Below are 25,853 nucleotides of genomic sequence, written 5' to 3' on the forward strand. Positions count from 1 at the left end.
CCGATAAGGAATATAAAAATGGCATTGAAAGACGCCCCTACCTCAGTTCTGCTCGAAAACGTTCTCAGCCTGATCCATCAGAAGTTGCCAAAAAACAGTGCCTCTCTGGTCGAGCGCTTCGTTGCCAAGTTCTACGGCAACATGGCGAGCTCCGATCTGCACGATCGCAATGACAGCGATCTCTACGGCGCGGCCCTGAGCCTGTGGAATGCCCTCAATCATCGCAGCGGTACCGATCCCTACATCCGGGTCTACAATCCCGAGCTGACCCGTCACGGCTGGCAATCGCCCCATACCATCGTCGAGGTGATCCTGCAGGACTCGCCCTTCCTGGTGGACTCCATCCGGATGGCGCTCAAGCGGCTCAATATCACCGCCCACATGATGCTGCACCAACCGCTGCACCTCATTCGTGGAGCGGATGGCAAGATTGACGCCATTCTGGCGCTCGACAACACCGATGGGCAGACCTCGGTTGAAACGGCCTTCCTTATCGAGATCGATCACCTCACCAGCGAGGAGCAGATGGCCGCGCTGGCTGCCGAGCTCAACTCGGTGGCTGGTGAAGTGGCGCTGGCAGTGGGCGACTGGCAGCCCATGCTGGCCAAGCTCAATGAGATCATTGACGAACTGCCCAAGCGCAAACACCCGGTCAGCAAGGAGGAGGTGGCCTCCTGCGTTGCCTTCCTCAAATGGGTGGCTGCCCACAACTTCACCCTGATGGGGTATCGCCGTTACGACGTCAAGGCAGTGGAGGGGGATCACGAGATCCTGCCGCAGGCGAGCTCCAGCCTTGGGCTGATGAAAAACTCCATCAAGGAGGTGGGTCAGCGCCTTGGCAATATGCCGGCCAGCGCCCGTCACGCCGCTCTGAGTTCTGACCTGCTGATCCTCACCAAATCCAACAGCAAGTCCCGGGTGCACCGTCCGGCTTATGTGGATTACATCGGCATCAAGCGCTTTGACGAGCATGGCAAGGTGATCGGGGAAGATCGCTTCATCGGCCTCTACGCCTCTTCCATCTACAACACCAGCGCGACCCAGATCCCGCTCATCAGCCATCGTCTCGAGCGCATCATGGCCGCCTCCGGTCACGAGAAGGGCTCCCACGCCTACAAGGCGCTGCTGAACGTATTGGAAACCTATCCCCGCGATGAGTTGATCCAGGCTCGTGAAGAGGAGCTGCTGGCCACCGGTCTTGGGGTGCTGGAGATGCAGGAGCGGGACATGCTGCGACTGTTCGTGCGCCGCGATGTCTATGGTCGCTTCTTCTCCTGCATGGTCTATGTCACCAAGGAGCGCTACAACACGGCGCTGCGGATCAAAACCCAGCAAATTTTGCAGAAATATTTTGGCAGCAATGAAGAGGTGGAGTTCAACGTCTACTTCACCGAAGGCGTGCTGGCGCGGACCCACTACATAGTGCGGGTCAACAACAACAACGTGGATGTGGATGTGAACGAAGTACAGAACAACCTGATTGAAGCGGCCCGCAGCTGGGACGACAGACTCGACTCCGTGCTGCTTTCCCACTATGGCGAGGCCCGTGGCAACGAGCTGCGTCGCCGTTTCAGTACCGCCTTCCCCCGTGCTTACAAGGAAGATGTGCTGCCTGGCTCTGCCGTGGCCGACATCATGGCGCTCGATAACCTGAGCGAAGCCGAGCCGCTGGGCATGCTGTTCTACCGCGCGCAGGAGGAGGAGAACGATCGTCGGGTACGGCTCAAGCTGTTCCACCGCACCGAGCCCATTCACCTCTCCGACGTGCTGCCGATGCTGGAGAACATGGGACTGCGGGTGATCGGCGAGACTCCGTATCAGGTTCGCACTCCGGGCGGCGATCTGTTCTGGATCCTCGACTTCTCCATGCTGCTGCATGGCGAGCAGCCCTTTGATCTGGCCCAGAGCCAGCAGCGCTTCCAGCAGGCGTTTGCCGCCATCTGGAACAAGCAGCTGGAAGATGATGGCTTCAACCGGCTGGTATTGGGGGCGGGTCTCACCGGCCGTCAGGTCTCTGTGCTGCGAGCCTATGCCAAATACATGCGCCAGACCGGCGTCTCCTTCAGCCAGTCCTATATCGAAGAGACCCTGACCCGCTACCCCGATATCGCCCAACTGCTGTTTACCCTGTTCGAACAGCGCCTGGATCCTGCCGGCAAGCAGGACGCAAAGGTACAGGCCAAGCTGCACGAGGAGCTTGCCGCCAAGCTGGATCAGGTTGCTAACCTCGATGACGATCGCATCATTCGCCGCTATGTGGAGATGATTGACGCTACCCTGCGCACCAACTACTACCAGCTGGACAAGGCGGGCAACATCAAGCCCTACATCTCCTTCAAGTTGGCGCCGTCCAGCATCACCGACATGCCGCTGCCGCTACCCAAGTTCGAGATCTTTGTCTACTCGCCGAGGGTGGAAGGGGTGCATCTGCGCTGGGGTAAAGTGGCTCGTGGCGGTCTGCGTTGGTCAGATCGCAAAGAGGACTTCCGCACCGAAGTGCTGGGTCTGGTGAAAGCCCAGCAGGTGAAGAACACCGTCATTGTGCCGGTGGGGGCAAAAGGCGGCTTCTACTGCAAACAGATGCCGGTGGGGGCGCCCCGTGCTGTCATCCAGGAGGAGGGTAAGGCCTGTTATCGCCTGTTTATTCGTGGCCTGCTCGATGTGACCGACAACATCATCGGCGGCGAGGTGATCCCGCCCAAATCCGTGGTGCGTCACGATGAGGATGACTACTACCTGGTAGTCGCCGCAGACAAGGGCACAGCCACCTTCTCGGATATTGCCAACGAGATCAGCCTCGAATACGGTCACTGGCTCGGCGATGCATTCGCCTCCGGCGGCTCGGTCGGTTACGACCACAAGAAGATGGGCATCACCGCCCGTGGTGCCTGGGAGTCGGTCAAGCGGCATTTTCGTGAAATTGGCGTCAACTGCCAGACCACCGACTTCACTTGCGTGGGGATTGGGGACATGGCCGGCGACGTGTTCGGCAACGGCATGTTGCTCTCCGAGCACACCCGGCTGGTGGGCGCGTTCAACCACATGCACATCTTCGTCGACCCCACTCCGGATGCGGCCAAGAGTTTTGTCGAGCGCCAGCGCCTGTTCGATCTGCCGGGCTCCAGCTGGGATGACTACAACCGCGAGCTGATATCACAAGGGGGCGGCATCTTCCTGCGCTCGGCCAAATCCATCAAGCTCAGCCCCGAGATGCAGACACTACTCGGCACCGACAAGGCCAGCATGGCGCCGAACGAGCTCATCAAGGCACTGCTTTGCCTCAATGTCGACCTGCTGTGGAACGGCGGCATCGGCACCTATGTGAAGAGCGCTCGCGAGAGCGATGCCGAGGTGGGCGATCGCAGTAACGATGCTCTGCGGGTCAACGGTCGCGATCTGCGGGCCCGCATTGTGGGTGAGGGGGGCAACCTCGGCTTTACCCAGCTCGGCCGGGTGGAGTACGCCAGTCAGGGCGGTCGCATCAATACCGATTTTACCGACAACGTGGGCGGGGTGGATTGCTCCGACAACGAGGTGAACATCAAGATCCTGCTGAACCAGTTGGTGGCGGCAGGGGATCTGACCCTCAAGCAGCGTAACCAGATGCTGTATGAGATGACCGACGACGTGGCGCAGATCGTGATCACCAACGCCTATCGCCAGTCCCAGTCTATCTCGGTCACCAGCTTCCGCGGCTCTGAACAACTGAAAGAGCAGCAGCGCTTTATTCAGGGACTGGAGCGGGAAGGCAAGCTCGACCGTGCGTTGGAGTTCCTGCCATCCGATGAGGAGCTTTCCGAACGGATGGCGGCAGGGCAGGGACTGACCCGCCCCGAACTGGCTGTGTTGGTGGCCTACGGCAAGATGGTGCTGAAAGAGCAGCTCAACTGCCCGGAAGTGACCGACGAGCCCTTCCTCGCCAACATGCTGGTCACCAGCTTCCCGGCCAAGGTGCAGCAGCAGTTTGGTGCCCAGCTGGCCGATCACCCGCTACGCGGCGAGATAATCGCTACCCGGGTGGCCAACATGCTGGTTAACGACATGGGGCTCAACTTCGCCAGCCGGATGAAGGACGAGACCGGAGCCTCGGTCGCCGAAGTGGCCTGCTGCTTTGCCATGGCCCGCGAAGTGTTTGGCATGAACCAGCTTTGGCGCGATATCGAAGGGTGCGACAATCTGGTGGATGCCCAGACTCAGCTCGAGCTGATGTTCTACAGCCGCCGGATTGTGCGCCGTGCCACCCGCTGGTTCCTGCGTGCCCGCAATCGCAGCTGGAGCATTAGCGAGAACATCGCCTTCTTCCGTCCGGCGTTCGAGACCTTAGGGAAGCACCTCTACGAGGTGATGGATGAGAGCGAAGTGGCCGAGCATCGTCAGGCTGTTGCCAAGTGGATGGAGAAACAGGTGCCTGAGGCCATTGCCCGTCAGGTCGCCCATATGAGCAGCCTCTTCTCAAGCCTGGATCTGGCGCAAATTGCCGCGGAGCACAAGACCGATATCCTGCGTGCCGCCAACGTTTACTATCGCCTCGGAGCCAAACTGGATCTGCACTGGTTCCTCGACCAGATCAACCATCAGCCGGTCGGCAACCACTGGCAGGCGATGGCGCGAGCCTCCTTCCGCGAAGATCTTGACTGGCAGCAACGCAGTCTCACTTCTGTGGTACTGGAAGGGTGCAAAGATCAGGGAGAATGCGCTACCATACTGGCCGACTGGATTTCGGAGCATGAGCAACTCTTGTCCCGTTGGACCCACATGTTGGCCGACTTCAAGACCACCAGTACCCACGAGTTCGCCAAGTTCTCGGTGGCCTTGCGAGAGTTGAACCTGCTCCAGTTGAATTGTCGGGCACTTTAATTGCCAGATTAAGGCATGACACCGACATTACACCCAAAGCCCCGGCCAGTTGCCGGGGCTTTCTTTAAGGAGCAAAGATGTTGTACCCCATCGCCAGGCATTTCCTGTTCAAACTCAATCCGGAACAGGCTCACGATCTCTCCATGAAGTATTTGCCCCGCCTTCTCGGTACGCCACTCGATTGTTTCTTCCGCCAGAATTTGCCGAAACGCCCCGTCACTGTCATGGGGCTTTCTTTTGCCAATCCGGTGGGATTGGCAGCCGGTCTGGATAAAGATGGTGAGTGCATTGACGCGCTGGGCGCCATGGGATTTGGTTTTATCGAAGTCGGTACCGTCACCCCCAGACCCCAAAGCGGCAATGACAAGCCGCGCCTGTTCCGGGTTATTCCGGCAGAGGGGATCATCAACCGGATGGGATTCAACAACAAGGGTGTGGATCATCTGGTGGCCAAGGTGAAAGAGGCCAAATATCAGGGAGTCATCGGCATTAATATCGGCAAGAACAAAGATACTCCCATCGAACAGGGCAAGGATGATTACCTGATCTGCATGGACAAGGTTTATGATCATGCCGGTTATATTGCCGTCAATATCTCTTCCCCCAACACCCCGGGTTTGCGTTCGCTGCAATATGGCGAGGCGCTGGATGAATTGCTGGCCGCCCTCAAGGTGCGTCAGCAAGAGCTGGCCGCCCAATATAAAAAGTATGTGCCGCTGGCGGTTAAAATTGCCCCGGATTTAAGCCTTGAAGAAATAGATCAGGTGGCCGCTTCGCTGGTACGAAATGGTATTGATGGGGTTATCGCCACCAATACCACCCTCGAGCGCGAGATGATTTATGACATGCCCCACGCCGGTGAAGCGGGTGGCCTGAGTGGTCGTCCGCTGCAGCACAAGAGTACCGAGGTGATCCGTCATCTGGCCAAGGCGCTCAATGGTGCTCTGCCAATTATTGGGGTGGGTGGTATTGATAGTGCTATGGCCGCCCGTGAAAAATTGGCCGCCGGTGCCAGTCTGGTGCAAATTTATAGCGGCTTTATTTATAAAGGGCCGGGGCTGGTCAAAGAGATTGTGACCAATATTTAAGAAATTGATGGAGGAGCCCTTTATTTGACGTTGCTGATTTCCTGCATATGGAATAAAGTCAACTGGTAATTATCAAGTAAGGGCTCCAACATGTTTATCCAACCGACCGATAGCTGGCAATGGCACTACGATGCCCAGAGTGACCGTCTGATGTTGGACCTGTCTGATAACATGTTATTTGCGACCGAGTATAAAGGGCGACAATTGGTGCCCAGCTCGTTTGCGACCCAGCCTTTTTGTGTCGATGATGCCGCCCTCTATTATCAGTTGATGGATAAAGCAGCCGAACTTGAGTGGAGTATTCCGCATCAGGTTCAGTTGGTGCTTAATGCCATCGCGGTCAGTCGTTTTTATAAACCCCTGATGCCGCAAAGCTGGTTTTTTAGTGAACAACATCCGCAAGTGAGCCCGCAAAACGGTGATCTGGTCCTGATGAATACACCCCATGGTAACGGCGAATTTATGGTCATTGAGGCAGGGGAGCAGGCCAGCGTCTGTTTGAACCTCACTGCCGATCTGGTATTGACCACCAGTAAAGCTTTGCCGCGTTTCGGGGTGATCAAGGTGATGAATAACCGGATGAAACCGCGTATTACCGTGACCGAGCAATATCGTCAGGTTAGTTGATATATTTTCATCAATCGTTTTATCTCTGTGATTACACCGCTGCCTGTTTTTACTGTTGTCACCTCAATCGTGCCTCGTTTCTGATACTTCATTGATCCGCGAACATCTTGCCCATTCTGATTGATCTTCATAGTTGTGATCCAGCCTCTCTTGAGGCTTGTTACATCCACTTGCACCACGCAGTATCTTGGTATTCCGTGCTGTAAGCATGGTGCCTCCCTCTAGTTTCGTTCTGCTTGCGTAGTGCCTTCACCTAGCTATCAACACATCACTCACTGCTGCGATTTTCTACATACGACATTTTATGCTTGAAACGAGAGCTATTCTCACTTACATTTTGTTATAACATAACAAAATGGAGTTGCTATGAAGCCTCATATTCATCCTGATTATCGTTTGGTGCTGTTCCATGACACGGCGGCAGATGCCTTTTTCCTGGTAGGTTCAACCATCAAGAGCGATCGCCGCTATACGTGGCAAGATGGGAAGGAGTATCCCTACGTATCGCTCGATGTTTCCAGCCAGTCGCACTCGTTCTATACCGGCAAGCAGAAGCAGGTATCGAGCGAGGGGAGTGTGGCCCGTTTCAACAAGCGCTTTGGCGCATTTTCAAGCAAGAAGGAGTCCTGAATGCAGGTCGTCTGTTCACTCAAATCCGCACGGGCGCGTCATCCCGATTGTCAGTTGGTGCGCCGTCGGGGCAAATTGTTCGTGATTTGCAAAAGCAATCCCCGTTTCAAGGCTCGTATGAAGTGATCCGCTAAATGATGTCTGGCCCCATGATCTCGCCATCGGGTAGTCATGGGGCCTTTTACCTTTTCGCCACCTATCAATCTGTTTCCATCCTGCTGTTTGCGCCGACTTTTGCATGCTCCAGCCCGCCTGATGAGGTATAATGCGGCACTATTTTTATGGGTTCCCCGTGAGCGTGATGAAAGAATTTTTTGCAACCTGCCCCAAGGGGCTGGAAAACCTGTTGGCCGACGAGCTGACCAATCTTGGCGCAGAGCAGGTCCGTGAGACCGTGGCTGGCGTCCATTTCAAAGGCGAACTGGCGATTGGCTACAAGGCCTGCCTGTGGAGCCGTTTTGCCTCCCGTATCGTGCTGGTGCTCTCCGAATTCCAGATGAACGATGATCTGGATCTCTATCTGGGCGCCCACACAATCCCCTGGGAAGAGCACTTCTCCGGTACCTCTACCATCGCGGTGGACTTTACCGGTACCAACCCTGCCATTCGCAATACCCAATATGGCGCGCTGAAGATCAAGGATGCCATCGTCGACCGCTTCACCAAGCGCGGTCACGTGCGTCCGGACGTGGACAAGAAGTCGCCGGATATTCGCATCATGGCGCACCTGGGCAAAGGCAAGGCCAATATCACGCTGGACTTGTCAGGCCCGGCGTTGCATCAGCGTTTCTATCGTCAGGGCACCGGTGAAGCTCCGCTCAAAGAAAACCTAGCCTGCGCCATGATTGCCCGTAGTGGCTGGGCCGGTGAGCCCATGATGGACCCGATGTGCGGTTCCGGTACGCTGCTGATCGAAGCGGCCTTTATCGCCGCCGACATGGCGCCGGCGCTGCGTCGCGAGCGCTTCGGTTTCGATCGCTGGCTGCAGCATGATAGCGAGCTGTGGCAGAGCCTGATGATGGAAGCACAAGTGCGTGCCAAACGCGGCATGCAGCGTTGCGAAGTAAAACTGTTTGGCTGTGATGCCGACCAGCGTGTGCTGCTCAAAGCCCGTGATAACGCCAAAGCGGCCGGTGTGGCGCACCTCATCACCTTCAAGCAAGCCGATGTCACCAAGCTGGAAAACCCGCTGCCGATGCCTGCCCCTGTTGAAGGGGAAGAAGGTCAAGGGGAGGCCCGCCAGGTCGGTATGCTGATCTCCAACCCACCTTATGGCGAGCGTCTTGGCGAATTTCCGGCGCTGCTGGAAGTGCACCAGGCGCTGGGCGATGCTCTGCGTCGTAGCTTCCAGGGTTGGAAAGTCTCCATTCTGTCCGCATCGCCCGAGCTGCTGAGCTGTCTGCGCCTGCGCGCCGACAAGCAATACCGCCTGTTCAACGGCGCCCTCGAGTGTCAGCTGCGCAATTATCAAATCGCACTGGACTCCGTGGCTTCCCAAAAAGAGGTCGCGCAGGACTTTGCCAACCGTCTGCGTAAGAATCTGAAAACCCTAGAGAAATGGGCCAACAAAGAGGGCATCGATTGCTATCGCATCTACGATGCCGACTTGCCGGAATACAACGCTGCCATCGACCGCTATCAGGACTATCTGGTGGTGCAGGAATATGCCGCGCCCAAGGACATCCCCGCCCAGAAGACCCGTCAGCGTCTGCTCGACATGGTGCAGGCCGCCATCAAGGTGACCGGCATGGACGGCGAGAAGGTGATCCTGAAGGTGCGTGAGCGTCAGGAAGGCAAACAGCAGTATCAGAAGCTCTCCGAAGAGCAGCACCGGATGGAAGTGCAGGAGTACGGTGCCCGTCTGTGGGTCAACCTCTACGACTATCTCGATACCGGCCTGTTCCTCGACCATCGTCAGACTCGCCGCATGCTGGGTCAGATGGCCAAGGGCAAGCGCTTCCTGAACCTGTTTGCCTATACCGGCAGTGCCACCGTGCACGCAGGTCTTGGCGGTGCCAGCGATACCACCACAGTCGACATGTCTCACACCTACCTGAACTGGGCGCAGGACAACATGCGTCTCAACTCGCTGGTGGGCCGTCAGCACAAGTTTGTCCAGGCAGATTGCCTGAAGTGGTTGTCTGAAGCCGATGAGCAGTACGACCTCATCTTCATCGATCCGCCCACCTTCTCCAACTCCAAGCGGATGGACGAGAGCTTCGACGTACAGCGCGATCACCTGTTGCTGATGCAGCACCTGAAGCGCCTGCTGGCGGCGGACGGCACTCTGGTCTTCTCCAACAACAAGCGTCACTTCAAGATGGATCTGGCCGGTCTAGAGGCCACTGGTCTCAAGGCCCAGAACATCACCCAGAAGACGCGACCGAAGGATTTCGAACGTAACCAGCACATCCACAACTGCTGGATCATCACTCATGCGCCGGAGCAAGGCGAGGCGTGATGCTGACCCTGTTTCATACCGACGGTTGCCACCTGTGTGAGCAGGCCTGGGCGCTGGTGGAGGAGGCAGGCCTTGCCGCTACCACCTGCCAGTGCGACATCATGGATGATGAGCAGTGGCTTGCCGCCTATCGGGTGCGCATTCCGGTGCTGCGTGACGAGGCAGGCCGCGAGCTTGGCTGGCCCTTCACGCTGGTCGAGCTCAAAAGCTGGGCCGCCCGTCAGGGGTGAGAGTGATTTGACGATAAAACGGGGGCAGACCCAGTCTGCTGCCCGTTTTTTTCATATGAAATAAGGAACACACATGGCTCTTTTAACATTGCACGGCGCATGTCTGTCGTTCAGTGATTTCCCGCTGCTCGACAATGCCGAATTGACCATCGAGCGGGGCGAGCGCCTCTGTCTGGTTGGTCGCAACGGAGCGGGCAAGTCCACTCTGATGAAGGTCATTGCCAGCGAATTGCCGCTGGACGACGGACGTCTGGTGCTGCAGCAAGATTTGAAAGTGACCCGCCTTGAGCAGGATCCGCCAGCTTCCAGCGAGCTGACGGTATTTGACTATGCCGCCGAAGGGCTGGCCGGGGTAGGGGAGCTGCTCAAGCAATACCATCACATCTCCATGGAGCTGGCGAGCGATCCGTCAGACGCCAACATTCGCAAGATGAGCGAGTTGCAAGAGCAGCTCGATTATCAGAACGGCTGGCAGTTCGAGACCCGCATCAGTCAAGTGTTGACCCTGCTGGGGCTGGATCCCGATGTGACCCTCGATAGTCTCTCTGGCGGTTGGCTGCGCAAGGTGGCGCTGGCCCGTGCGCTGGCCTGTGATCCCGACTTGTTGCTGCTCGATGAGCCGACCAACCACCTGGATATCGAAGCCATCAACTGGCTGGAAGATTTCCTCAAGGATTTTCGCGGCGCTATCGTGTTTATCTCCCACGACCGTGAGTTCATCCACAAGCTGGCGACCCGAATCATCGATCTTGATCGCGGCGTCATCACCTCCTGGCCTGGCAACTACGACGAGTACCTGCAGGGAAAAGAGGAGTGGCTGCGGGTTGAAGAGCTGAAGAATGCCGAGTTCGACCGCAAACTGGCCCAGGAAGAGGTATGGGTTCGTCAGGGTATCAAGGCTCGCCGTACCCGTAACGAAGGCCGGGTGCGCGCACTTGAGGCGATGCGGATGGAGCGCTCCCAGCGTCGCGAGTTGCAGGGCAAGGCCAAGCTGCAACTGGACGAGGTCAATCGCTCCGGCAAGCTGGTGTTCGAGACCGAAGGGCTGGGGCTGGATTTTGGCGATCGCACCTTGTTCAAGGGGCTCGATCTGCAAGTGCTGCGTGGCGACAAGATTGCGCTGGTCGGCCCCAATGGCTGCGGCAAATCGACCCTGATCAAGCTGTTGCTGGGTCAGCTTGAGCCAACCCGTGGCACCGTCAAGGGGGGCACCAATCTGGAGGTGGCCTACTTCGATCAGTACCGCGAGCAGCTCGATCCCGAGCAGACGGTGGTGGACAACGTCGGGGAGGGCAAGCAGGAGGTGATGGTGCGTGGTCGCTCCCGTCATATCCTCGGTTACCTGCAGGACTTCCTGTTCGAGCCCAAGCGGGCCCGTACGCCGGTCAAGGCGCTCTCCGGTGGCGAGAAGAACCGGCTGCTGCTGGCCAAGCTGTTCCTCAAGCCGAGCAACCTGCTGATCCTCGATGAACCGACCAACGACCTCGACGTCGAGACTCTGGAGCTGCTGGAAGAGCTGCTTTCCGACTACCCCGGCACCCTGCTGCTGGTCAGTCACGATCGTCGCTTCATCGACAACACAGTGACCGGCTGCTGGCTGTTTGAAGGGGATGGCCGCATCAGCGATTACGTGGGTGGTTACGCCGACATGATGGCGACCCGCGAACAGCAGAACGCTCAACAACAGGCTAAGAGTGCACCGGTCAAGGCGCCCGAGCCGGTCGTAGCCACCGCGCCAGAAGCGCCGAAGAAAAGCAAGAAGCTCTCCTACAAGCTGCAGCTTGAACTGGAAGGGTTGCCTGCTCGTCTTGAGCAGCTGGAAGCCGAGCTGGATGCGCTGCAAAGCGAGATCAACCAGCCTGGGTTCTTCTCGCTGCCGGCAGATAAAACCCAGCCGAAACTCGATGCGCTCAATGCCGCTGAAGCCGCGCTGGAGCAGGCATTTGCTCGCTGGGAAGAGCTGGAAGGACTCAAAAATAAGGAGTAAGTTCCCTGTAATTAAAACTTAATCCAGTTCAGTGCCTTGTGTCACATAGCCCGGTTAGGGTGGAAGTTTTTGTTTGACCGAGTGCGCTCGCAGGAGTAAAGATGAAAGCGACCGATGCAGAATTGGTCGCTTTTTTTGTTCCACGAAGAGGGTCGTAGATGATGAAGAGACAGAAGCGGGACCGTCTGGAAAGAGCTCGTGCTCGTGGTTATCAGGCTGGCGTGGTCGGCAAACAGAAAGAAGCGTGTCCGTATCAATGCCTGGATGCCCGAGGGCATTGGCTTGGTGGTTGGCGTGACGCCATGGAAGGGCGGGGCTCAGGCCTCTTCATGAAGTAGCAGGTACTTCATCACTCATTACAAAAGGAAAGGGGCCGTTGTGGCCCCTTTGCGTTAATGTTGTTTTACCACCAATCAGAGAGATCAGAATGCGGTGGTATCTTTGAACAGGCCCACTTTCAGGTCGGTGGCGCTGTAGATCGGACGACCGTCGACTTCGACCACACCATCAGCAATCCCCATCACCAGCTTGCGGTTGATGACGCGCTTGAAGGTGATCTTGTAGGTCACTTTCTTGGCAGTCGGCAGGATCTGGCCGGTGAATTTCACTTCACCTACGCCCAGAGCACGACCCTTGCCGGGGCCACCTTTCCAGCCAAGGAAGAAGCCAACCAGCTGCCACATGGCGTCCAGACCGAGACAGCCAGGCATCACAGGATCACCCGGGAAGTGGCAATCGAAGAACCAGAGATCCGGAGTAATGTCGAGCTCAGCCAGGATCTCGCCCTTGCCGTGTTCGCCGCCGTTGTCATTGATCTTGACGATGCGGTCCATCATCAACATGTTGGGGGCAGGCAGCTGACTGTTACCCTCACCAAACAGTTCGCCACGGCTGCAAGCCAGCAGCTCTTCACGGGTAAAAGAGTTCTTGCCCTGTTCGCACAGGGAAAGGCGGGCTTCCATGGTGGTATTGTCTACGGTCACGCGGTATTTCCTTCAAATGGGTCAAATCCGGGCCAATTTAGCTTACAGTTGTTCGCTAAACAACTCCGATCACTTCATCAGCGGCCAAACAGGCGCCCCAGCAGGGATTGCAGCAGTCCGACTTTGGCAGTGGAGCCGTTCAACTCGTCCAACCGCTCCTGAATACGGCCAAACAGGGTATCGGGTATATCAGGCTCACCGGCGACACAGCCAGTCAGCAACTCGATGGCCTCTTCCACATGATCCACCGGGTGGATGTGGAACTGGCCCGCTTCAACCGCTGCAATCACCTCGTCAGAGAGGTTCAGCTGCTGGATGTTGGTGCCCGGCAAAATGATCCCTTGCTTGCCAGTGATGCCGTGGATTTTGCACACCCGGAAGAAGCCTTCAATCTTCTCGTTGACGCCACCAACGGCCTGCACATTGCCAAACTGATCGACCGCACCGGTCACGGCGAAGTGCTGATAGATAGGCTGGCGGGCGAGGGCAGAGAGTAGGGCACACAAGCCGGTCAGGGAGGCACTGTCGCCATCAATTTCGTGGTAAGACTGCTCGAACACCAGATTGGCCGACAGGGGGGAGGGGTTCTCTGCACCAAATTTGTTGGAGAGATAGCCGTGGATAATCATCATCGCCTTGGCGTGGATATGACCGGCCAGCTCCGCTTTGCGCTCGATATCCGCCACATCGCCATCACCAAGGTGTACGGTAGCAGTGAGGCGCACCGGTTCACCGAAGTCATAGGGGTGACCGGAGACCTGAATGACAGACAGGCCGTTGATCTGGCCAATCTCTTCGCCATCGGTTTGCAGCAGGATCTGGCCGTCGATAACCCCCTGATCGGACTGCTCAACCAGATAGTTGAGGCGGTAATCCTGCTCTTCCAGTGCGCCGCGAATATGCTCGTCGGTGACCACATCAGATTCCAGCTCCCGGGCCAGACTGTCAGCCATCCGCATGATGGCGGAGAGTTGCACTTCGGAGAGCGACAGCCACTCCTGATGGTCACAGAGGCGGCTGGCATGACGACAAATGGCGGCGAGGGCGGCTGGCGTGAAGTCCAGCAGGCTCCAGCGCTGGCGCAGCCAGGCCAGGTACTGCAGAAATTCCTGCAGATCCTCTTCAATATTCACCTCTGACACCAGATCCGCGCGCAGGAAGATGCGCTCGGACATATCCCGATCCAGCATCTGGAACTCGGCCACGTCGAGTCGGTCACCCACCAGGATCAGCTTGAGCTTGATGGGGGTCGCTTCAGGCGCGAAGAAGGGGGTCAGGGTTTTCCCTTCCTGATAGGCGTTCCAGTCCAGCTCGCCTTTTTGCATGGCATTTTTCAGTTTGAACCAGAGGTGCGGCTGATCCAGCAGCTCGTCCAGTTGCAAAATGAGGTAGCCGCCGTTGGCTTCGCGCAGCAAGCCAGGCTCCAGCAGGTGCTGGTTAGCATACACAGAGCCTTGCTCGGTCTGGTAGTTGATGGAGCCAAACAGGGTATCCCAGTTGAGATCACGGCCATAAATTACCGGCGCTTCCTGCGCTTCGTGGTGGATCAGCAAGTTGATCAGAATGGGGTGCTGGAATTCCAGACCCAATGCCACGTGAGCCGCCAGATCGGAGAGGAAATCATCGATTTTCGGATCATTGTTCTGCTTGCGCATGATGCGGGTCACGATGCGTTCGGCATCGAGATGGTGGCTCAACAGCTTGAGCAGCTCGCCAACCATTTCGCAAAACTCAACGCCGGTGCCTGGTTGCAGGCGCAGCCAGATAGGCTTGTAGGGGTTGTTCAGATTCTCGGTGTAGCAGAGATCAAACAGGTCACCATCCTTGCCATTGGAGTCGGCAATCAACGTTTGGCAAACGCCTTCGTAATCTGCGCCGGGGAACCCGTTGAGCAGCATGACCGGACAGTCACCATCAAAGCTGGCAAGACGTTTGATGCCGGAAATGGCTCTGGGTTGCAGCGCAGCAAAGGGGATAGGTTCAAGCTCGCTAAGCTTGGGGAACTGTTCAATCGCAAAAGCGGGTTTTAATTGTTCTGATGTTAATTCAGCCACTTAAGACATCCGGTCGAAGATAGGATCAATTGTTGCCATTATACACAGTTCAATAAGTGGTGACAGGAAACAAGACAATTGATTTAACATAATATACATTATGCGCAGTAATGCTTAGGGGCATGACAAAGGGGCCGGAGGCCCCTATATACGAAGTCACAGCAGATTTTGATGATCTATACTGCCACGAGCATTTCCGATGGGAATGAAGACATCAAAGGTTCTCGGCTTTTCTTATCGTGCCAGATGCAAAACACCAAGGTCACACCGGTAAGGCTTTGGCTATTCTGCACTGTCATCGACGGCCCGCCACTACGAAGCCTTACTGCTGCACCAGGCTCAAAACGAGTATGCAAATAGCCATATTGCTCCTGATTTTCTTGCAACTTCAGAATGCGGCTTGGGAAAGTCCATTCTATAGGTTCGCCGCCCATGTCGGTGTTGAACCAGACACAGCAAGCGTCAATCCCTTTGTCATCTTCATCTTCGGCAGGTTTAACGGTCATGGGGTAACTACCGCCCGACAGTGTAACGACTTGCCCAGGATAGAAGTATTGGTATTTTTGCATCATCATTCCTTGTTATGCCAAAAACTATGTTTATAGGTAAGCGAGAGCTGCTTTATAGACGATATTCAGATCTCGAGTAATATTCAGGGTCATATTGTCGGTTGATTTAAATCCATCTAGAAAACCAGCCGGTCTTCTTGCCGATTCTTCAAAGCGTTGATGCCATGAGTGGTCATCAGTCACGATGACCGGATCACTACAATCAGGAAACTGGTCTGCAGTGATATCGATAATGTATCCACTGACCTCTAACCAAGCATGGGATTGCTGGTTATCAGCTGAGCCGCTGACGTAATCGATGTCATTGATTCCTTGTTTATAAAGGTATTCGGCGAGAATATCGCTGATATCCCCACACGTCCCAGCCGGAAATTGTCTGAAGTTCGCTGGCATAGAACCCCAGTCTCAACGTTCCAAAGCCAGACGAAAGTCGCTAGCGTGCTTCCTAAGCTCAAAAATGTTCATAAATCCCTCGTCAGGGACAAGACGCCGATAAATAGGGTTATCGGCATCATTGTGAGAGATAACAAGGCTTGTTAAAAGCAGTAGCCCGCAGCTTTTCCTTAGCTAAAAGGTTCGGAAATCGATCTGGATCGAGGCTACACACAGACCTCCAGCAATCTTACTGCCCAAAGCAGAAGGACAATATCTGGTTGATTCCCCCTGCAGATGCTCTTGCAGCGATAACAGAATAACACATCAACCGCCCTGCCCCACATCACCGAAATGTCCCATTTTGAGACAAGAGTCCACTATTAAATCAAGACGTTGTGCGGAATCCCCCTCACTTATTGAACATTATGTTTGATTTTCACAGTTATAACCCTCGTTATTACAATGAATATTCTTAGAAATATCTGCCCCCCTACTTGAAATGTCTCTCTCTGGAGATATTGATACTCCTTCTTGTAAAACAGCCATAAAATGCCGACTATCGCGATAGATTCCCCTCCCCTTAATCGTCACGGCTTATTGTTGTGGCTGGTATGATTGCGGCTTGAAGAGTATTTTGCATTTCTTTTTGGAAGTTTGGTCAATTCATATTCAAGGCACGTTTGGCGATGGCCAATGTGGGTGGCTGGCAGGTCAAGTAGAGGTTGCTGTTGAATTGCTGCAATATGCGTTTGAGCTCGTTCATATCATCGGGATGGAGGGTTAAGGACCAGAGTGCTCTGGGCTGGCCGTGATAGAGGCCATTGGTATAGATAATGGTGCAATCTTCAATACGCAACTCTTTGCAGTGGGCCTGAAGAGATAAAGGTGAACTGGGCCATGAGCGACCCTTTGCCAACGATCCTGAAGGTGTTTTCCACCACTGCCACTTGCATACCTGCTCCTTGGTACCTCATTAATATTGACATCAATATCACCAATGATGACTGGATATGCAAGTGTGATAACAAGGCGCTGTTCAACCGAATATGATTGCTTCCGGCATCGGGTGTTCTCGTTGTTTCAGCAAGCAATTTCGTTTTTTGCTTCTCTGCTACGGGATAAATATGTATCCCGCAGATGGCAAGGTGCCTGTTCTGAATCATCCATGTGTGCCAAAAATATTTCCTGAACCGATTGTCATCCAGAGAAGTACAACATTGCCGAGCCAACTTCTATGACACCCCAAACAAGCCATTGTGTTTTCTAAGAGCAGTCAATACAAATCAAGGGTTAATGTCACGTTGTTCGTTAGCTTTTGTGAACGTTATCTCTCATTTGTTGCTTCAGTCGGTCTAGCGGCTTTTGCTGGGCGCTCTCATGTCGTTCACTGTTGCTGGTGTGCAGGTATTTCGAAGTGGTGTCGATGCTGTCATGTCCTGCATCGGCCTGTACGTGGGAGAGCGGCCGCCCGTGCAGATTGATGTCATGGGTGATCCCGGTATGGCGGATCGCATGGGGAGATAGTTGCCGCATTTCGGCTGCATCCTGGGCAAATCCATCCTGCTCTGCCAATTCTGCCCCTTTACCGATGATCACCATGATCAAATCCCGTAGCTGGCGAATGCCGAGGTTGGCGTTGATCTCCCCCTGCTCGCGACCGTGGGCTGCCGCTTTATGGCGAACGAACAGTGGCGTCTGTTCATCCGGTGTCGGCAAGGGAGAGAGACCGAGGAAGCGGCGGTAGCGTTCAAGTGCCGCCAACAGTGCTTGGGATACCGCTACGGTACGCCGTTTGCCCCCTTTGCTTTGCGGAATAAAGTAGCCCCAGACGCCGGTTTTGCGATCCCGCCTGAACTGCCCCATCACAGGGGTAAAGCCCGGCCGGGCTGCAACCTCAGAGATCCGCAGATAGCAGGCGTACATCAGAATGGTGAGAAAACGGCTGCGCTCGTGTTGCTCCGGATGGTCGTTGGCAAGGGTATCGGCGGCCTGCATCACGTATGACCACTGCAATTCGCTGAAGGCCTGCACCTGATCATCGGCCTCCTGCTGTTGCGGCCGTTTGACCCGCTGCAGCAGCAGAGCGGGATTCCTGTCCATGTACTCCTCCTGGATCAGGAACTGGAAGAAGGCCGACAGGATGGCGAGCTTGGTCTTCATCGCCTGCTCGCTAAGACGATAGGGCAAGGTGCGGCCCAGCTCCCGCTTGCCGAGGAACGGTCGCCATTGCGGATTGGGCAAGCGCTCTCCCCACTCCTTGTCGAGGACAAATTGCGCCACGTTGCGATAGGCGATCAACTCGTCAGGGGGGGACTGACAATAGTCGAGATAGCGGATCATGATGCGGCGAGTGAGATCTTTCGGGCTGATGGCCGCCTCTCGAAAGCACCAGTGCAAAAAAGTGGTCAGTTCGCTGCGATAGGTTTTGTAGTTGTTTTCGCTGTTGCGCTGCTCCAGCAGCCAATCGACCGCCAGTTCGTAAACCAGCCCTGCATCGGGAACATCGTTGAGGCTGAGGTTGGCAAGGTACTGATTGACCTGTGGGTTACCGGCCTCCAGATAGATAAGGCTGTCAAACAGCGGCATGGCTGGCGGCAAGGATAATGGTTGTTGAATCATGGTGTTGCTTGTTGCTTGTTGCTTGTTGATGCTGAGATGAGTCGATATGAGACTGTGAGCCGAGTTGCTAGAAAAGGGCTCGTGATACATGAATGCGGCTTCTATTGGGATTGGTACTACCTCTTGTTGTTGCTGATTAAGGTCACCAGGAGCGATCTGGATAACGTTTTCTCCACTGTTTGCTCATGATTTCCTCATAGATCTGGCTGATGTCGCTCAGTGGTGCACGCTATTTAGTTATGCATTAGATATGCACCGTTGTTAGAAAATTCTCGGGGGAAATAGCCGTAAAATTAGTTTTAAATGCAAATAAAGTGAATGCCGCGAGCTGTTTATCCCGAGAAATAGCAGGTCTGTGCAATCAGGCCACCTGCTTGAGTGGCTTCTCCTTGCGCTTGGCTGCTGGGGCATCTTCCTCTTTCGTGCCCGCCTGAACCTTGCCGCCGCGCAGCAGGGTTTGCAGCACATCGCGCTGTTCTGCCAAGTAGAATGCCAGACTCTCTTGCTGCTCTGGTGCCAGCTCGATCGGGGCGCCAGCCAACAGGGTCATCAACTCATCGGCTGTATCCAGCAGCTTGTCATAGGCATCGGCCTCTTTTTTGCTGGCAAAGGTCATCTTTTCCACTCCCCCACGAACAACCACATATTTGATCTCGACAGCCATGATGGCCTCCTCTTGGTGATGATGGATAGAGTATATGTATGGATATACAGTATTGCAAATAACCTCATCGGAAAAGAGTTCGCCGGGGGTTAGCGACAAAAGCCGCGCTGGATCAAGCTGTCTCAAAGTGCCATTTGACTTCCACGCCTGACTGGTCGGATCATGGCCTTATGACGATCGTACGACACCTGTTTATCCTGCTGATGGTAGAGGTGCTGCTCCTCGGGAGTATCGCCCACTTGGTCGTGGGACTTTCTTGGTTGCTGACCCTGCTGTTTGTCGTGTTTGCCCTGCTTGGGTTGCGCTGTTTGGTGGTGCTCGGCAGCTGGCTGTTTACCCGCTTCTACCCCTCCCCGGCTATCGGCCCCGGGCGCCGGGTGAAGATGATGGCGCAGGAGATGCTGGCCTACCTCTACACCTTCACCTTGCTGTTGCCATTCGAGCCTTTGCTGATGGCACCCGATCGGCTGCGTCCATGCCAGCGTCCCGTATTGCTGGTACATGGTTACGGTTGCAGCCGCGGGATCTGGCGCACCCAGCGCACCCGGCTAGAGACCGCAGGCCATGTGGTCGCCACCATTACATTGATGCCACCATTTGGTCATATCGATGAGATGGTGCCGCTACTGGCCAAGCGAATTGACGATGTGCTCGCGCAAACCGGGGCTGACAAGCTGGTGCTGGTCGGTCACAGCATGGGTGGGCTGGTCTGCCGCGACTATCTGGCTATCCATGGTGGTGACAAGGTCGTGCGTCTGATCACCCTGGCTACGCCTCATCAGGGGAGTCAGCTTGCCGCCCTTGGGCTTGGGGCCAATGCCCGTGAGATGGAGCCCGGTTCCGGCTGGTTGCAGCGTTTCGCCTCGGTTCCTCTCTGCGTACCCGGCATCTCGGTGCGCACCAGTCACGACAATGTGGTGATGCCGCAGGAGCGGCAACGATTGGCGGGAATGGAAGATATCGAGTTGCCTGCCATTGGCCATCTCTCTCTGCTCTACTCCCGTCGCACGACTGATCTGCTGCTTGATCTGTTGTCCCGAGTCTGACCCTCCTTATTCGTCCTTCAACTGTTATTCCAAATAAAACAGGGGCCTGATTGCTCAGGCCCCTGTTGATCTCTTTATCCCATCATCCGGTTAGAAGTGTATCCCCTTGATCAGGGTCGAGACGGCAACCTGATCGGCGGTGGCTTTGGATTTGTCGCCATCCTTGGGATCGGCAAAGGTGCGGAAGCTGGTGTTCATGATCACCTGGGCGACACGTGGTGCCAGGGCATGCACCACCTGACCAAACACCCCGAGGCGAGTGGCCAGTCGCACATGCTTGTTGATGATGGTATCGCACACCAGATCGGCCGCCTCTTCCGGCGTCATCATAGGTACCTGCTCATAGACCTTGGTCGGCGCTACCATCGGCGTTTTCACCAGCGGCATATTGATGATGGAGAAGCTGACCCCCTTATCGGCAAACTCGGAGGCGGCGGTACGCACCCAGGCATCGAGGGCCGACTTGGAGGCAACATAGGCGGAGAAGCGCGGCGCATTGGTCAACACCCCGATGGAGGAGATGTTGATGATGTGCCCTTTTTTCTTCTCAATCATGGTGGGCAGCACCCCCATGATCACCTTGAGTGCGCCGAAGTAGTTGAGCTGCATGGTGCGCTCCAGATCGTGGAAGCGATCGAAGGAATCCTCGATGGAGCGGCGGATGGAGCGGCCGGCATTGTTGACCAGAATATCGACGCCGCCGTGATCGGCCACGATGCGAGCGGTGATCTCCTCGGCCTGCGCCAGATTGGAGAGATCCCCCTGATAGATCTCGATGGTCAGCCCCAGCTCGGCAAACTCGGCTTTAGTCTCGGCAATCTTCTGCTCGTCGCGGGCGATGGTAACGACGTTGGCCCCCGCACCCGCCAGCTTGCGCGCGGTTGCACGGCCGATACCAGAGGTTGCCCCGGTCACCAGCACTACCTTGCCCTCTACCCGACCACGCAGGGAGCGATCGATAAAGAGCTCGGGGTCAAGGTGGCGCTCCCAGTAATCCCACAGCCGCCAGGCGTAGCTGTGCAGTGGTGGCACTTCGATACCGGTCCCTTTCAGTACTCGCTGGGTTTCGCGACTGTCGAAACGGGTGGGATAACTGATAAGGCGGAACACATCCTTGGGCAGACCCAGATCGGCGATGGCGGCATCGCGGATGCGGCGCACCGGCGCCATGGTCATCAGCATGGCGGTCAGGTGGCGGGGAATGAAATTAAAGAGAGAGGCATTGATGCGGATCGCAGGCTCCGGCGCATGGGCGGCGCGGGAGAAGGTGCTCAGCATGTCGCCGACCCGCATCGGGTTGGGGTCGGTCAGGTGGAAGGTCTTGTTCTCCTCGCCCTCTTGATGGGCGATATGCACCATGGCATCGACCACGAAGTTGACCGGCACGATATTGATGCGCCCGCCCTCAACCCCGATGGCTGGCATCCAGGGCGGCAGCAGACGGCGCAGCTTCTGAATGGTCTTGAAGAAGTAGTAAGGGCCGTCGATCTTGTCCATCTCGCCGGTATTGGAGTCACCGACAACGATCCCCGGTCGATAGACTCGCCACGGAGCTGTGCACTCGTTTCGCACAATCCCTTCCGCTTCGTGCTTGGTCTGGAAGTAAGGCATGTCGAGGTGTTCGGCCTCATCGAACATGTCCTCGCGAAACAGACCGTCAAACAGGCCCGCTGCAGCGATGGAGCTGCAGTGGTGGAACTGCCCCGCCCCCAGCCGCTCGGCAAGTTGAACAGCCTGACGGGTCCCTTCGGTGTTGACCTGCTGCTGGATCCCCGCCTTGGCGTTGAGATCATAGATGGCAGCCAGATGGAAGAAGTGGTCGATCTTGCCGATCAACTGCTCCTGCATCTCGACCGATACCCCCAGCAGCGGTTGTGTCATGTCGCCAAAAACCGGGACTGCGCGCGATTCATCCACATTCCAGAATGAGAACAGCTCTGGCAATTTCTCCTGATGAGAGGCGCGCATCAGAAAATAGACGGTACAGTCGGGATGCTGTTGGAATAACTTTTTGATCAATCGACGCCCGATAAAACCACTACCGCCAGTAATGAAATAGTTCATAAAGAGAATCCTGCTACTGATTAGGGTGTTACTAGGTTGTTAGATATATCACGATTCATATGGGAATCTGCAATTTGATTGTCGGTTCGTGAGCAAACCCTAATTTCGGTGGTGTGCCTGTTCCGTTATTAGGTAGAACCCTCTATTTTTTGTCCCTAGACTGAAGTCGAAAAATCAGTAATGCCACAACCCGATTGCAGTTTCGTTGTCGCCATTACATTTAACAGTCGTTATTCAAGGAGAAGATCATGGCTAAGAAATTGAAAGCGCTGGCAGGGTCAGTGACCGACAACCAACTCACCTCCACCATCAAGGAGTCCACCCAGCAGATCTGGTTGGCGGGTCTGGGTGCCTATGCCAAGGCGCAGGAAGAGGGTGGCAAGATCTTTGAAGCCCTGGTGCAGGAAGGGGAAGCATTGCAGGCCAAAACCCGTCAGAGCGCAGATGAGAAGATTGCCGCTGTGACCGACAAGACCGCCAATACCTGGGGTCGTCTGGAGCAGGTGTTTGAAGATCGCGTGGCCCGCGCTGTGGCCAGCCTCGGCATTCCGACCCGCAAGGATATCGACAAGCTCTCCAAGCGCATGGCCGAGCTGACCGATGTAGTCCAGCAACTGCTGGATGCGCAGGAAGAGGAAGCCCCTGCCGCTGAAGCCAAACCGGCTGCCGCCAAAAAGCCCGCTGCCCGCAAGCCTCCGGTAAAGAAGGCGCCGGTAGCCAAGGCTAAAGAGGCCGTGGTTGAGCAGGCCGCCGATCTCCTCTCCGCCGCTGAAGATGCGGTGAAAGAGGTGAAAGCCAAAGCAGAGAGCGTCCTGCCCTGATCCCTCGCGGTGACGGAAGGTGATTGATACCGGCCCATGCCCTGCGCTGGGCCGGTCTTGTCATGGTGAATGTCATGGATAGAGAGGCGACGCTATGAGTACCATCGCAATTGCCCTTGCTGGCGGCGGGCCGCTCGGCGGCATCTACGAGATCGGTGCCTGCGCAGCCCTCTCTGACAGCATCAACGGCCTGCGCCTTGACCATGCCGATATCTATGTCGGCGTCAGTTCGGGGGCCGTGGTGGCATCGGCGCTGGCCAACGGCATCTCGCCGGCTAAGCTGGTGCGGATCCTGCTCAGCGATGATTCGGGGGAGATGTTTGACCCGGCCACCTTGCTGCGCCCCGCCTTTCGTGAATATGCCGACCGCCTGACCTCGATCCCGCCACTGGCGTGGCAGAGCCTGACCTACTATCTGGCGGCGCCCTGGAAGCGCAGCCTGTTTGAATCGCTGCAGGGGCTCTCCAAGGCCATTCCGACCGGACTGTTCGACAACCGCGGGGTGGATCGCACCCTGACCCAGTTTTTCTCTCGTCCCGGCCGCAGCAACGATTTCCGCCAGTTGCGCAGTCGACTGTTTGTGGTAGCCACCGAACTCGACACCGGTCATCCGGTCGCCTTCGGCAGCTCGGGGCTCGATGATGTGCCCATCTCGGCGGCGGTACAGGCGTCAGCCGCCCTGCCCGGTCTCTTTCCGCCCTCCTTGATCAACGGTCGTTACTATGTGGACGGGGCGCTGATCAAGACTCTGCACGCTTCGGTAGCGCTGGAAGAGGGGGCGGATCTGGTGTTCTGCATCAATCCGCTGGTGCCCTATGATGCGGACATGGCCGCCGGCGCGCCCACCAATCTGGTGGACAGCGGTCTGCCGGTGGTACTGGCCCAGACCTTTCGCGCCATCATCCACTCCCGTATGCATGTGGGGATGGATCGCTACAAACACCAATATCCGGACGCCGACGCCCTGCTGTTTGAGCCCTCTTCTGCCGATGGCGAGATGTTCTTCACCAATGTGTTCAGTTATCGGGATCGCCGCCGTCTCTGCGAGCACGCTTACCAGCATACCCGCCGCGATCTCTGGCAGCGCCGTGACGAGCTGGCGCCGGTGCTGGCCAAGCATGGCCTCGAGCTCAATCTGGCCGCGCTGGCCGATGAAGATCGCACCCTGCTGGCCCCCGGCATTGGCTCGGTTGCCGCCCTCGACAAGTCGCTGGAGCAGCTGCAGCACTGGCTTGCCAAACGCTATCGCCACGGCGTGCGTCGTTCATCACCAAAGGAGTAGCATGGATCGCAAACCCAAACGTCGTACCCGGGAGCGGATCCTGACCACTGCCCTCGCCTGCTTCAATCGACAAGGGGAACCCAGCGTCACCACCTCGGCCATTGCGGCCGAGATGGAGATCAGCCAGGGCAATCTGTACTACCACTTCCACAACAAGGAGGAGATCGTCAACGCCCTGTTCTGCGAATTTGAACAGCAGATGGATCGCCTGCTGGAGGCGGTCAGCACCCCGTCCGATGAGCCAGAAGATATCTGGCTCTTTCTCCACCTGATGTTTGAAGCCATCTGGCAGTACCGTTTCCTCTACTACGATATCGCGACCCTGATGAGTGGTTATCATCAGGTAGAGCACCGCTTTTCCGCCCTGCTGCGCCGCAAGGAGCAGACTGCCATCGCCATTTGCAACCATCTGCAAACGGTCGGGCTGATGGAGGGCACGGCGCAACAGATGCGCACGCTGGCGGCCAATGTGGCGCTGGTGGGCACATTCTGGATCTCTTATCAGCGGGCACTGCACCCCAAGGCGGACGCCGATATTGCCCTCGGCGTCTTTCAGGTGATGCAGCTGGTCGCACCCTATTTGCGGGCCGATGCTCGCGCTCATTTGGGCGCCCTCGCCCACCACTACACCGACAAGGTTTGATTCACATGCTACAGGGAGAACAAGCATGACCACTTCACAACTCGAATTTGTCCCCTTCCCCTACGCGGATGCGGCCTATGACTATGCCGGCCAGAAGCTGGCGGACAACTGGGATCGACTCCATCAGGGGGATGCCGAACCTTGGCCTGAAGATGAACAGGTTCAGGATGCCTGGCGGGCCTATCATGCCGGGGATTTTGCCCAGGCCGTCGCCCTTGGCGAAGCGGCCGGTGAGGCGGGCTTCAATGTGGCGAACAAGGCACTGGTGATCCATGCCAGCTATCTGCTGGAAGACAAATATGCCAAGCGCGCCGCCTTCGAGCGGGCGGCCAGCCATGCCGAGAAGCTGCAAAAGCGTCAACCCAAGAACGCCAACGCCTGGTATTTCCACGCGCTGGCCCTCGGGCGCTACAGCCAGGTGATCTCCATCTCCAAGGCCCTCTCGCAAGGAATTGGCGACAAGATCAAGGCAAGCCTTGAGAAGACTCTGGAGCTGGCGCCAGATCACGCCGAGGCCCATATTGCCTTTGGCGCCTGGCATGCGGAGATCGTCGACAAGTTGGGGGCCATGATCGGCGGCCTCACCTATGGCGCCAAGAAGGAGGAGTCCGAGCGTCACTTCAAGGAGGCGCTGGCGCTGATCCCCGACTCGGCTATCGCCCGCATGGAGTACGCCAACGCTCAGGTGATGCTGCACGGCAAGAGCCGCCTGAAAGCAGCCGAAGCCCTCTATGCCGAAGCGGCTGAGTGCGAACCCATGGATGCCATGGAGCGCCTCGATGTAGAGGCGGCGCGGGAAGAGTTGGAGGATTAACCACCATTCTTGCCACGGATAGATAACAAAACAAGAGGC

21 protein-coding genes are annotated in these 25,853 nt (G+C 56.4%); 14 read left to right on the top strand and 7 right to left on the bottom strand.

Annotated elements, in window-relative coordinates:
- Nucleotides 1-18 precede the first annotated feature (18 nt).
- From G5168_RS00210 to rmf, 9 genes are all read left to right on the top strand, one after another.
- The gene (locus tag G5168_RS00210; protein WP_421251658.1) at nucleotides 19-4,857 is read left to right on the top strand and encodes an NAD-glutamate dehydrogenase; all 4,839 of its coding nucleotides are present in this window, start codon (nucleotides 19-21) and stop codon (nucleotides 4,855-4,857) included.
- Nucleotides 4,858-4,934: 77 nt separating this feature from the next.
- The gene (gene pyrD / locus G5168_RS00215; RefSeq protein WP_005336601.1) at nucleotides 4,935-5,945 is read left to right on the top strand and encodes a quinone-dependent dihydroorotate dehydrogenase; all 1,011 of its coding nucleotides are present in this window, start codon (nucleotides 4,935-4,937) and stop codon (nucleotides 5,943-5,945) included.
- A 90-nt stretch (nucleotides 5,946-6,035) separates the two neighbouring features.
- Nucleotides 6,036-6,572 carry a cell division protein ZapC gene (locus G5168_RS00220; protein WP_201937840.1) on the top strand — a complete coding sequence of 179 codons (537 nt, stop codon included), beginning with the start codon at nucleotides 6,036-6,038 and terminating at the stop codon, nucleotides 6,570-6,572.
- A gap of 366 nt (nucleotides 6,573-6,938) precedes the next feature.
- Nucleotides 6,939-7,202 (top strand): type B 50S ribosomal protein L31, encoded by a 264-nt coding sequence (locus G5168_RS00225; RefSeq protein WP_005336598.1) that lies wholly within the window; start codon nucleotides 6,939-6,941, stop codon nucleotides 7,200-7,202.
- Entirely contained in the window at nucleotides 7,203-7,328 is a 126-nt protein-coding gene (ykgO, locus tag G5168_RS00230; protein WP_005336596.1) for a type B 50S ribosomal protein L36, read from the top strand. It begins immediately after the preceding gene.
- 139 nt (nucleotides 7,329-7,467) lie between these two features.
- The gene (gene rlmKL / locus G5168_RS00235; protein WP_421230996.1) at nucleotides 7,468-9,663 is read left to right on the top strand and encodes a bifunctional 23S rRNA (guanine(2069)-N(7))-methyltransferase RlmK/23S rRNA (guanine(2445)-N(2))-methyltransferase RlmL; all 2,196 of its coding nucleotides are present in this window, start codon (nucleotides 7,468-7,470) and stop codon (nucleotides 9,661-9,663) included.
- Nucleotides 9,663-9,893 (top strand): glutaredoxin family protein, encoded by a 231-nt coding sequence (locus G5168_RS00240; RefSeq protein WP_421172906.1) that lies wholly within the window; start codon nucleotides 9,663-9,665, stop codon nucleotides 9,891-9,893. The genes rlmKL and G5168_RS00240 overlap by 1 nt, the downstream gene beginning before the upstream one ends.
- Nucleotides 9,894-9,966: 73 nt before the next feature.
- Nucleotides 9,967-11,880 carry an ABC transporter ATP-binding protein gene (locus G5168_RS00245; protein ID WP_421172905.1) on the top strand — a complete coding sequence of 638 codons (1,914 nt, stop codon included), beginning with the start codon at nucleotides 9,967-9,969 and terminating at the stop codon, nucleotides 11,878-11,880.
- 158 nt (nucleotides 11,881-12,038) lie between these two features.
- Complete coding sequence (gene rmf / locus G5168_RS00250; RefSeq protein WP_005315693.1) at nucleotides 12,039-12,218, top strand: ribosome modulation factor; 180 nt, start codon at nucleotides 12,039-12,041, stop codon at nucleotides 12,216-12,218.
- Between the two features lie 84 nt (nucleotides 12,219-12,302).
- Here the strand turns inward: rmf and fabA are convergent, their stop codons facing one another.
- From fabA to G5168_RS00280, 6 genes are all read right to left on the bottom strand, one after another.
- Entirely contained in the window at nucleotides 12,303-12,842 is a 540-nt protein-coding gene (fabA, locus tag G5168_RS00255; RefSeq protein WP_196783564.1) for a 3-hydroxyacyl-[acyl-carrier-protein] dehydratase FabA, read from the bottom strand.
- Nucleotides 12,843-12,940: 98 nt separating this feature from the next.
- A complete protein-coding gene (locus G5168_RS00260) occupies nucleotides 12,941-14,917 on the bottom strand; it encodes a Lon protease family protein (RefSeq protein ID WP_421172904.1) in 1,977 nt (658 codons plus the stop codon).
- Nucleotides 14,918-15,093: 176 nt separating this feature from the next.
- Nucleotides 15,094-15,486 (bottom strand): DUF2158 domain-containing protein, encoded by a 393-nt coding sequence (locus tag G5168_RS00265; protein ID WP_216962706.1) that lies wholly within the window; start codon nucleotides 15,484-15,486, stop codon nucleotides 15,094-15,096.
- 30 nt (nucleotides 15,487-15,516) lie between these two features.
- Nucleotides 15,517-15,879 (bottom strand): hypothetical protein, encoded by a 363-nt coding sequence (locus tag G5168_RS00270; RefSeq protein WP_216962703.1) that lies wholly within the window; start codon nucleotides 15,877-15,879, stop codon nucleotides 15,517-15,519.
- Between the two features lie 1,290 nt (nucleotides 15,880-17,169).
- Nucleotides 17,170-18,447, bottom strand: a complete 1,278-nt coding sequence (locus G5168_RS00275) for a tyrosine-type recombinase/integrase (RefSeq protein WP_216963855.1) — start codon at nucleotides 18,445-18,447, stop codon at nucleotides 17,170-17,172.
- Between the two features lie 394 nt (nucleotides 18,448-18,841).
- A complete protein-coding gene (locus tag G5168_RS00280) occupies nucleotides 18,842-19,144 on the bottom strand; it encodes a YebG family protein (protein WP_216962699.1) in 303 nt (100 codons plus the stop codon).
- Nucleotides 19,145-19,314: 170 nt separating this feature from the next.
- Between G5168_RS00280 and G5168_RS00285 the strand changes: the two genes are divergently transcribed.
- Nucleotides 19,315-20,190, top strand: a complete 876-nt coding sequence (locus G5168_RS00285) for an esterase/lipase family protein (RefSeq protein WP_421251659.1) — start codon at nucleotides 19,315-19,317, stop codon at nucleotides 20,188-20,190.
- A 90-nt stretch (nucleotides 20,191-20,280) separates the two neighbouring features.
- Here the strand turns inward: G5168_RS00285 and G5168_RS00290 are convergent, their stop codons facing one another.
- Nucleotides 20,281-22,254 (bottom strand): SDR family oxidoreductase, encoded by a 1,974-nt coding sequence (locus tag G5168_RS00290; RefSeq protein ID WP_421221752.1) that lies wholly within the window; start codon nucleotides 22,252-22,254, stop codon nucleotides 20,281-20,283.
- 248 nt (nucleotides 22,255-22,502) lie between these two features.
- Here G5168_RS00290 and G5168_RS00295 point away from each other — a divergent pair, with 248 nt between their 5' ends.
- From G5168_RS00295 to G5168_RS00310, 4 genes are all read left to right on the top strand, one after another.
- Entirely contained in the window at nucleotides 22,503-23,075 is a 573-nt protein-coding gene (locus tag G5168_RS00295; protein WP_005333118.1) for a phasin family protein, read from the top strand.
- A gap of 94 nt (nucleotides 23,076-23,169) precedes the next feature.
- A complete protein-coding gene (locus tag G5168_RS00300; RefSeq protein WP_421251660.1) occupies nucleotides 23,170-24,357 on the top strand; it encodes a patatin-like phospholipase family protein in 1,188 nt (395 codons plus the stop codon).
- A 1-nt stretch (nucleotide 24,358) separates the two neighbouring features.
- Entirely contained in the window at nucleotides 24,359-25,000 is a 642-nt protein-coding gene (locus tag G5168_RS00305) for a TetR/AcrR family transcriptional regulator (RefSeq protein ID WP_227342928.1), read from the top strand.
- 25 nt (nucleotides 25,001-25,025) lie between these two features.
- Nucleotides 25,026-25,814, top strand: coding sequence for a hypothetical protein (locus tag G5168_RS00310; protein WP_227342930.1), 789 nt, complete (start codon nucleotides 25,026-25,028; stop codon nucleotides 25,812-25,814).
- Nucleotides 25,815-25,853: the final 39 nt, after the last annotated feature.

Source organism: Aeromonas sp. 600724 (assembly GCF_049175135.1).
Taxonomy (GTDB): domain Bacteria; phylum Pseudomonadota; class Gammaproteobacteria; order Enterobacterales; family Aeromonadaceae; genus Aeromonas; species Aeromonas veronii_A.

What these genes read in the sequence shown, in the direction of transcription:
- G5168_RS00210 (WP_421251658.1), top strand. Translation starts at nt 19, where the DNA reads ATGGCATTGAAAGACGCCCCTACCTCAGTTCTGCTCGAAAACGTTCTC.
- pyrD (WP_005336601.1), top strand. Translation starts at nt 4,935, where the DNA reads ATGTTGTACCCCATCGCCAGGCATTTCCTGTTCAAACTCAATCCGGAA.
- G5168_RS00220 (WP_201937840.1), top strand. Translation starts at nt 6,036, where the DNA reads ATGTTTATCCAACCGACCGATAGCTGGCAATGGCACTACGATGCCCAG.
- G5168_RS00225 (WP_005336598.1), top strand. Translation starts at nt 6,939, where the DNA reads ATGAAGCCTCATATTCATCCTGATTATCGTTTGGTGCTGTTCCATGAC.
- ykgO (WP_005336596.1), top strand. Translation starts at nt 7,203, where the DNA reads ATGCAGGTCGTCTGTTCACTCAAATCCGCACGGGCGCGTCATCCCGAT.
- rlmKL (WP_421230996.1), top strand. Translation starts at nt 7,468, where the DNA reads ATGCGGCACTATTTTTATGGGTTCCCCGTGAGCGTGATGAAAGAATTT.
- G5168_RS00240 (WP_421172906.1), top strand. Translation starts at nt 9,663, where the DNA reads ATGCTGACCCTGTTTCATACCGACGGTTGCCACCTGTGTGAGCAGGCC.
- G5168_RS00245 (WP_421172905.1), top strand. Translation starts at nt 9,967, where the DNA reads ATGGCTCTTTTAACATTGCACGGCGCATGTCTGTCGTTCAGTGATTTC.
- rmf (WP_005315693.1), top strand. Translation starts at nt 12,039, where the DNA reads ATGATGAAGAGACAGAAGCGGGACCGTCTGGAAAGAGCTCGTGCTCGT.
- fabA (WP_196783564.1), bottom strand. Translation starts at nt 12,842, where the DNA reads ATGGAAGCCCGCCTTTCCCTGTGCGAACAGGGCAAGAACTCTTTTACC.
- G5168_RS00265 (WP_216962706.1), bottom strand. Translation starts at nt 15,486, where the DNA reads ATGCAAAAATACCAATACTTCTATCCTGGGCAAGTCGTTACACTGTCG.
- G5168_RS00270 (WP_216962703.1), bottom strand. Translation starts at nt 15,879, where the DNA reads ATGCCAGCGAACTTCAGACAATTTCCGGCTGGGACGTGTGGGGATATC.
- G5168_RS00275 (WP_216963855.1), bottom strand. Translation starts at nt 18,447, where the DNA reads ATGCCGCTGTTTGACAGCCTTATCTATCTGGAGGCCGGTAACCCACAG.
- G5168_RS00280 (WP_216962699.1), bottom strand. Translation starts at nt 19,144, where the DNA reads ATGGCTGTCGAGATCAAATATGTGGTTGTTCGTGGGGGAGTGGAAAAG.
- G5168_RS00285 (WP_421251659.1), top strand. Translation starts at nt 19,315, where the DNA reads ATGACGATCGTACGACACCTGTTTATCCTGCTGATGGTAGAGGTGCTG.
- G5168_RS00290 (WP_421221752.1), bottom strand. Translation starts at nt 22,254, where the DNA reads ATGAACTATTTCATTACTGGCGGTAGTGGTTTTATCGGGCGTCGATTG.
- G5168_RS00295 (WP_005333118.1), top strand. Translation starts at nt 22,503, where the DNA reads ATGGCTAAGAAATTGAAAGCGCTGGCAGGGTCAGTGACCGACAACCAA.
- G5168_RS00300 (WP_421251660.1), top strand. Translation starts at nt 23,170, where the DNA reads ATGAGTACCATCGCAATTGCCCTTGCTGGCGGCGGGCCGCTCGGCGGC.
- G5168_RS00305 (WP_227342928.1), top strand. Translation starts at nt 24,359, where the DNA reads ATGGATCGCAAACCCAAACGTCGTACCCGGGAGCGGATCCTGACCACT.
- G5168_RS00310 (WP_227342930.1), top strand. Translation starts at nt 25,026, where the DNA reads ATGACCACTTCACAACTCGAATTTGTCCCCTTCCCCTACGCGGATGCG.